Origin of the sequence: Mycobacterium sp., assembly GCF_019247615.1 — a bacterium.
GTDB lineage: Bacteria > Actinomycetota > Actinomycetes > Mycobacteriales > Mycobacteriaceae > Mycobacterium.
The window spans coordinates 1-7,609 of the sequence record NZ_JAFBAT010000216.1 but is presented as its reverse complement, the minus strand read 5'-3'; the positions used below and the strand labels follow the sequence as shown (position 1 = coordinate 7,609).

At 67.2% G+C, this 7,609-nt stretch carries 5 protein-coding genes; 2 read left to right on the top strand and 3 right to left on the bottom strand.

Translation table 11 applies throughout. The annotated features are described in order from the left end of the window. Positions 1-3,305, bottom strand: a 3,305-nt coding sequence (locus tag JO059_RS14855; protein WP_293319965.1) for an HAD-IC family P-type ATPase, incomplete at its 3' end; no start/stop codon positions are given. A gap of 645 nt (positions 3,306-3,950) precedes the next feature. Here JO059_RS14855 and JO059_RS14850 point away from each other — a divergent pair. Both JO059_RS14850 and JO059_RS14845 read left to right on the top strand, forming a co-directional pair. Then, entirely contained in the window at positions 3,951-5,063 is a 1,113-nt protein-coding gene (locus JO059_RS14850) for a sulfate ABC transporter substrate-binding protein (RefSeq protein ID WP_293319967.1), read from the top strand. Next, entirely contained in the window at positions 5,060-6,856 is a 1,797-nt protein-coding gene (locus tag JO059_RS14845; protein ID WP_293319963.1) for a SulP family inorganic anion transporter, read from the top strand. The genes JO059_RS14850 and JO059_RS14845 overlap by 4 nt, the downstream gene beginning before the upstream one ends. A gap of 77 nt (positions 6,857-6,933) precedes the next feature. Here JO059_RS14845 and JO059_RS14840 read toward each other — a convergent pair whose 3' ends face one another. Continuing rightward, positions 6,934-7,158 carry a hypothetical protein gene (locus JO059_RS14840; protein ID WP_293319961.1) on the bottom strand — a complete coding sequence of 75 codons (225 nt, stop codon included), beginning with the start codon at positions 7,156-7,158 and terminating at the stop codon, positions 6,934-6,936. Positions 7,159-7,229: 71 nt separating this feature from the next. Continuing rightward, positions 7,230-7,607 carry a nuclear transport factor 2 family protein gene (locus tag JO059_RS14835; RefSeq protein ID WP_293319959.1) on the bottom strand — a complete coding sequence of 126 codons (378 nt, stop codon included), beginning with the start codon at positions 7,605-7,607 and terminating at the stop codon, positions 7,230-7,232. Between the last annotated feature and the right edge of the window lie 2 nt (positions 7,608-7,609).

Here is a 7,609-nt window from a genome sequence, read left to right as displayed (position 1 = left end):
GACGCCCACGCTGCCGCGTTGAGGACGGCAGCGTAGCGCGGATCGTTCGCGTCCGGGAATGGATCCTTCGGATTGATCGCTGCCGGGACGGCGCACACGACGCGCAGTCGGTTCTCGGTGAGAGTGCCGGTCTTGTCGAAACAGATGGTGTCGACTCGTCCCAGCGCTTCAATGGTGCGTGGAGCCCGAACCAGCGCGCCGCGCGCCGTCAGCCGCTGGGCGGCGGCAAGCTGCGACAGGGTAGCCACCAACGGCAGGCCCTCGGGGACGGCGGCCACCGCAATCGCGACGCCGTCGGCGACCGCCTGACGCAGTGAGGCGCGCCGCAGCATCGCCAAAGCGGTTACCGCGACCCCGCCCGTAAGCGTCAGCGGCAGCACATTGTTCGTCAGCTCTCGCAGCCGGGCCTGTACGCCCGCGGACGTTTCGACGTCAGCGACCGCCGAGATCGCGCGGTGCGCGGCGGTACCGACCCCAGTGGCCACAACGATCGCCCGGGCGTGCCCCGCGACGATCGTGCTGCCCTCGAACAGCATGCTGGCCCGGTCCGGGTCATTGACGGCCACCGGGTCCACCTGCTTGTCCACCGGAAGCGACTCGCCGGTGAGAAACGACTCGTCGACCTCGAGATCCTCGGCGACCAACAGGCGTGCGTCTGCCGGAACCACCTCAGGCGCCGCCAGGTCGATGACGTCTCCGGGCCGCAGCGACTTGGCGGACACCGTGGCCATGCGGGCGGTGTGCCGGGCCGCCTCCAGCCGGCGTCGGGTCGTCGCGACGGCCGGAACCACGACCCGGCGCACCTGCTGGTCCTGGTCGGCAAACAGCTCGGCCGCTGCCGCCTCGGCGCGCAACCGTTGAATCCCGCCGGTCACCGCGTTGACGGTCATCACGCCCGCGACCAGGAGTGCGTCAACATTGCTGCCGACGATCGCGGACGCGGCCGCCCCGACGGCCAGTATCGGAGTCAAAGGGTCGGCGAGCTCGGCGCGCGTCGCGGCCAATAGGCGCCCGACCCGAGCAGCCGGATTTCGCAGCGGCGCCACAACCGGGTTGTATGACAGGTCGTCGAGAACGTGTCGCCACGGCGGGGTGCCAGCCTCAACGGCCAAGGGTTGGGTACGGCTGGTCAACCGCGAATAGACGATCTCCGGGTCCAGCGCATGCCAGGCGGTGAGGGGCTGCGGGGTCGGATTGGGCAGCCGGAGGACCCTGCTGGCCGAAAAGATTCCCGCCGTCAACGCAGTGGCCGCGGCCGCGTTGACCGGATTCAGCCAGCGGCGGAAGCTGACGGGATTGGTCGTTGTGTCTTGCTCACCGGTGACCAGCAGCAGCCCGGCCAGGGTCGTCCCCCCTTGGGCCAGGTGTACGGCAGATTCACTGGCGGACCGGGCTACCGGGATCGCTGAGAGAATCCGTACGGCGTCGGCCAGGTCGGTGCCGGTGATGATGTCTGCGCTCCATGGTGTGGCCGCGCGTGGATCATCAAGGGCCAGACCGACATCCGCGATCGCGAGTGCGGCCAATGTATCGGTCGACGCGAAGTCGCGGTGCACCGCGGTGATCAGTAAAACCGGTCCGCGATCGGTACGCAGGTCACGTACCAGACCCAGCAGCGGCGTGCCGGGCGGATGCGACGCGCCGACGCTGGCCGTCAGATCCTCGGTGCCGGCGACATGGCGCAAGACCACCCGGGCTCCGGTCCGGTTTGCGGTCTGCAGCAAGGGAATCGCGTACGGGTCGACTTCCCAGCCCACCTCGACGGTGCCCACACATTCGCCGTCGACCACCAGGTCGGCGGTTTCGCGGCCCTGTGCGGGCGTCGCCGACGGGCCCTCCACCGGAACCCATCTCAGCCGTGCGCCGGTAGCCGGCAACTCGTCGGGATCAGGCTCAGGCGCCTCCTCACCGTGCAGCAGCGCGTCGGCGACCTCATAAACGCGGTCGTCGTCCCAGCCCGCCGCATCGCCACGTGAGCGCAGAACGGCACGGTGGTCACCGCGCAGGGCAGCGCCGTCGATGACAACCACCTTCACCCGATCCAAGCGGCGCAGAGCACCTGGGTCGAGGACGAGCTGACCCGCATTGGCGAGCCCGTGCCCCAGCACCGCGGCGAACGCCTGCCGGCCCATATGCGCCGCCCGCGGCACCCCCGCCTCGATCGCGCCGGCCGCGTCTTCGGTGCCACCACCAGCCACCAACGCACTTGCCGCGGCGATCAACGAACCATTCGCCGCCTGATTGACGTACTCCTCCACCGGCCCGGCCATCGACCCCTTCGCGGTGTCGATCGCGGCGTCGATGGATCCACCGACGACGACGTGCGAAACCTCACCCGCGGCCGCTGCCGCCCAGCTGTGGCGCGGCTCCTGCGATTGACGTCCGGCGGACGAGATGACGGGGACAACAGGAGCCTGCGGGCGGTTCGGCGTGGCCAGCTGCGGCTCGCGTTCGCGCCACACGCGCCGGTGAGCCGCGGCCTCGGAGATTTGCAGGGTCCGTTGCGTGAGATCGAGCAGCGGTGTGCCGATCGCTTGTGTCAGTCCGTGAGCGGCCGCCGTCGTAGCGGCCAGGGTGATGTCGGTGCCCACCCGTCCCAGCCGCGACTCGAGGACGGCCACCATCCGCGGTTGATGATTGAGCAGGGCGGCGGCGGCCCGAGTGGTTCTCGGTGCCGCGGGCAGTCGGGTTACCCAGCCGGTGACGGCAGCAGTTACCGCAACCACATCCATCGCCGCGGCGGTGAGCGGGACCAGGATGGCCAACGGGTTCCCGGGGTCGGCGAACGGCGCGGTCCGGGAGGCCGACGCCAATCCCAGCGAAGGTCCCGTGGGGGCGAGGTCTTCGGCCACGGAACAGACCGTCTCCCGGATCTCGTCCAACACGATGTCGCTGTCGGCTTCGCTCTCGAGTTCGAGCACGAGCCTGCCGAGTGCGCCTTCGACGTGAGCGCTGGCCACCCCCGCGATCCTGCGGACCGGCTCTTCCACCGCCGGTGCATGTTCGTGCCAGCTCGGGAAAGGCAGCAACGGGTCCAGGTCCAGGTGCACTCGTCGTCCGCTCTGCCAGCGCACCGGCGGGGAAATCCCGTTCGAAGGGCCTTCCGAGGGCACGCCTATCCCGATCGCCCTACCCGTCGTCTGCGCCATCGACTGCACCACCGGACCGGCGAGCTCCACGACCGGGCTTGCCAGCAGCTGCACCGCGCCCGCAGCGCCGGCCGCCGTCGAGACCCCGGCTCGCACGGCTTGCGCGGCTCCTCCGGTTACGCCGGCAACAATGCTGGCTACACCCGGAACCCTCATTCGGTCACCCTTCGATTACCCCTACCGCGCCCAATGATCCTGGCGTGTCAGGGACCTGTCCACAGATGGGCTCTGCGGATGCCGCGCGATCAACAAGAACCGCTTCCTGCCGGAAGGTTACCGGGTGCGCGGCGGCCTAAACCCGCCGAGAGCCGCGTCGGGAGCGACGCGGCACAGACGCGCAAGGCCGTTGCGGCGGCCAGCCCGGTGTCCGCGGTTTGCGGGATAGGCGCGCAACGGGCTTGCTAGACGTGATCGCCGCGCTTCGAATTCGAAAAGCAGCGGACTAAACGTCGGCGGAGCCTAACCATCCGACATCGCCGCCGGGGCACCCATGTGCACCCAGGGGCGGCCAGGGGAGACCAAAGCGTTTGCCGCACAGAGCTATTCGAGTGCGACGCCGGTCTGCAACAAACGCCGTGAGCGCGCCGGACGCGGCGCACTCGCGGCGAATCGGTGCGCGCGTACATCGCCGCGTCGGTTCTTGTGATCACGCTGATTTACACCGATGCGTCATTTCCGGGCGGTAGCTACCATTCAACGCCGAAAGTGCCGCGCGCCAACCCTGATTGCGCATGCACGTAAGCCGGCGATGATGGGTGACCTTTACGGGCCCGGTGATTGACATGGAGGCTGGGAGTGACAGTGCCCCCGCAGGCATCGGCGCAGCGCCGGAAATTTCCTGTTCGCGTGCCGTGGCTGAACCTCGTCGGCATCATCGCCATCGTGCTGGCGGCAACCCTGATTGGGGTGAAGAACCAGCACGGCCGCGACACGTCGCCAAACCAGATCTTGAATGTCTCGTACGACCCAACACGGGAGCTGTACGCAACACTGGACAAAGCCTTTGTCGAACAGTTCCGCCGGCAGACCGGCATCGGGCTGGAGATCAAACAATCGCACGGTGGTTCGGGACGACAGGTCGGCGACGTCATCGAAGGCAGGCAGAGGGCCAGCGTCGTGTCGCTGGCGCTGGTGAGCGATGTCGATGCGCTGCGCAAGCGCGGACTCATCGCCCCCGACTGGCAAACCCGCCTGCCCAACAATTCGGTGCCCTACACGTCGACCATCGTCTTCGTGGTCCACAAGGGCAATCCGAAGGCAATCCACGACTGGCCGGACCTGATCCGGGATGGCGTCGCCGTCGTCTCACCGAACCCGCGCACCTCGGGTAATGGCAAATTGAGCGTTCTCGCCGCCTGGGGCTCGGTGACCACGCGCGGCGGCAGCGATGCGCAAGCCCTCGACTTCGTCAGGGCGCTGATGGGTCACGTCGTGGTCGCCGACTCGGGCGCGCGCGGCGCCGCCATCAGCTTTGCCGTCGAGAAGGTCGGCGATGTGCATCTCACTTGGGAAAACGAAGCCCTGCGGGAAGTCTCGGAGAACAACGGCGAACTCGAGATCGTCTACCCGCCGACCAGCATTCGCGCCGAACCTGCCGTGGCCTGGGTCGACGCGAATATCCGAGACACGAAGATCGCGCCATACGCCAAGGCGTACCTCGAATACCTCTTCAGCGATCAGGCCCAGGAGATTATCGCCCAACTCGGCTATCGGCCGCTGAAGCCCGAAATCCTTGCCAAGCACGCCGGCCAATTACCCGATATCACACTCTTCCCGATCACCGCCATCGCCAAAGACTGGAACGATGCCCGGGACAAGTTTTTCGGGGACAACGGCGTCTACGACACGGTTTCAGCGTCTGCGCGGGCCAGGCCCGTGGCGGCCCACCCCCGGCGGAAGGCCAAGCGGCGATGAGCATTTCGGCGACCCTGCGGAACGTGAACTACGACGCGACGAAGGCACGTAGCGACATTGTCGCCGGGCTGACCGTCGCGGCTGTTTCGCTGCCCCAGAGCATCACCTACGCACTGGTCGCCGGTGTCGATCCGAAATTCGGCGTGTATTCGGCGATCGTGGTGACGCTGGTGGCCTCGATCTTCGGATCCTCCTCGCATCTGATCAACGGTCCGACGAGCGCGATATCGCTGCTCGTGTTCAGTTCCCTGGCGTTTCTTGACCCCGAGAACCGCACCGTCCTCTTCGAGGCGCTGTTCCTGCTCGGGGTTCTCGTCGGCGCATTTCAGATCCTCATCGCCGTGTTCAAGCTGGGCGATCTGACCCGATACATCTCGGAATCGGTGATCATCGGGTTTCTGGTTGCCGCGGCGCTCCTGATCGCGCTCGGCCAGCTGGGGAACGCGCTGGGCGTGCGCGACAAGGGCAACGGGCGGATGCCGGTGCTGAAACGCACCTACCTCACCCTGCTCCACGGCGACGCCGTCAACTACCGCGCGCTGATACTCACCGTCACCACCGTGGCGTTGGCGGTCATCCTGCGCCGGCTGGTCAAGCGCTACGGGCTCCCACAGCTCGACCTGCTGGCGGTGCTGGTCATCGCCGCCGTGATCGCCTACCTGGCCGGATGGTCCACCGCCGAGCACGGCGGTGACCCGGCGGTGTCCCTTACCGCGAAAATCCCGCAGAGCCTGCCCACGCCGCACATCCCGGATGTGCAACTCGGCCTCGTGCCCCAGCTGTCCGAAGGCGCGCTCGCCATCGCCTTCATCGGCCTCATCGAGGCGCTGTCGATCGCCAAGGCCATCGCCCATCAGAGCGGCCAGAGGATCGACTACAACCGGCAGATCCTCGCCGAGGGGCTGGCGAATCTCACGGGCGGCTTCTTCCAGGCCGTCCCGGGTTCGGGCTCGATGTCGCGCTCACCGATCAACTTCCAGGCCGGTGCGGCGTCGCGGTTCTCGGGAGTCATCGCTTCGGCCGGTGTCGCCGCGGTGGTGCTCCTGTTCGCACCGCTCCTGCATTACCTGCCCCGGGCCGCACTGGCGGGTCTCCTGCTCATCACCGCCGCGCGACTCATCGACTACCAGCGACTGCTCTACATGCTGAAAGCGTCGCGGTACGACGCCGGATTGGTGATCGTCACCGCGCTCACCGGAGTGCTGGTCGACCTGGACACGGCCGTGCTGCTCGGCGTCGCCCTGTCGATCCTGCTGTTTGTGCCACGCGCGGCGAAGCTCAAGGCCAAGGAGCTGGTCGTCACGTCCGAACGAGTGGTTCGTGAACGCGTGCCCGGCGATCCGGTCGATCCGTCGACCATCATCTACGACCTCGAAGGCGAGCTCTTCTTCGGCGCTGCACCGGAACTCGACCGCTACCTCGATGCCTTGCGCGACCGGGTGCAACAAGAGGGTCTTCAGTTCGTCGTGCTGCGGCTCAAGCGAGTGCGCCATCCCGACGCCGTTGTCGTGGAGCGGATCGAGCGCTACCTGCGCGAGGAGACTGCGCGCGGTGTAACCGTCCTGCTGGCCGGCGTGCAACCCGACATGTGGACGGTGCTGCGGAATGTGGGGCTCGACGGGTGGTTCTCGTCCGAGCACGTCTTCCCGGAGGAGGACGAGGAATTCTCGGCGACGCTCAAGGCGGTCCGCTATGCCCATGCCCAGCTCGGTGTCCACGAGCCGGGTGCGCCGCCGCCGGTGGCCGCGGCTGCCCATGGCTCGGAGCCGCGGCGCTATTACTACCTCGTTTGAGACATCCTGCGATCGACGCGCGATGTTGCGCGGTGGCCGTCGAACAGCCGCGCGTCTGGGTGTTTCGCTGGAAAGGTCTACAGAATCCGGTGGTTGGCCCTGCCGACTTGGTAGCCGGTCGGGAACGACTTCTCGATGACCTGCAGCTGATGGTCAACTCTGGACTCGAGTTCGAGGACCACGCAGCTGTCGCCGACGGCTTTCGACTCGAGAACGATGTACCTTTGGCCACAATCGGTGATCGGGTCGCCCGAGTGTAATTGCTCGACCGGTACCGACTCCGGGGTTCCGTCTTCCTCCATCCCCACACGGTAGGTCAATTCAGCAAGTGAGGGAATAGACGCCACGGAACGCCTGGGACGCCTGGGAACCCTTAGGTCTTGTCGGGCTGCCGCTGCTTGAAGAAGACGCTGACGCGCGAGATCAAGCCGTCGTTGCCGCGCTCGAAGACGATGCATTCCGGCCAGGTGGTCGCGACCCCGTCGATCTCGAACGTCTCGGTCAGCTCGGCGAACGACACACCGGAGTCCGCATGCGAGACCCGCTGCACCTCCAACCGGTGGCCCGCGATGCTCGTGCAGACCTTGCGCAGGTACGCGACGTAGTGCGCCTTGCCCTCGACGACGTCGCAGAACGGGCCCTCCCGGATCAAGCCGTCGTCGGCGATCGTGGTTGCCAGGCCGTCCCAATCGTGTGCCGCCAGGCAATCCAGGTAGCGCTCGACCACCCCGGTCGCATCGGTGGCTGCCACGC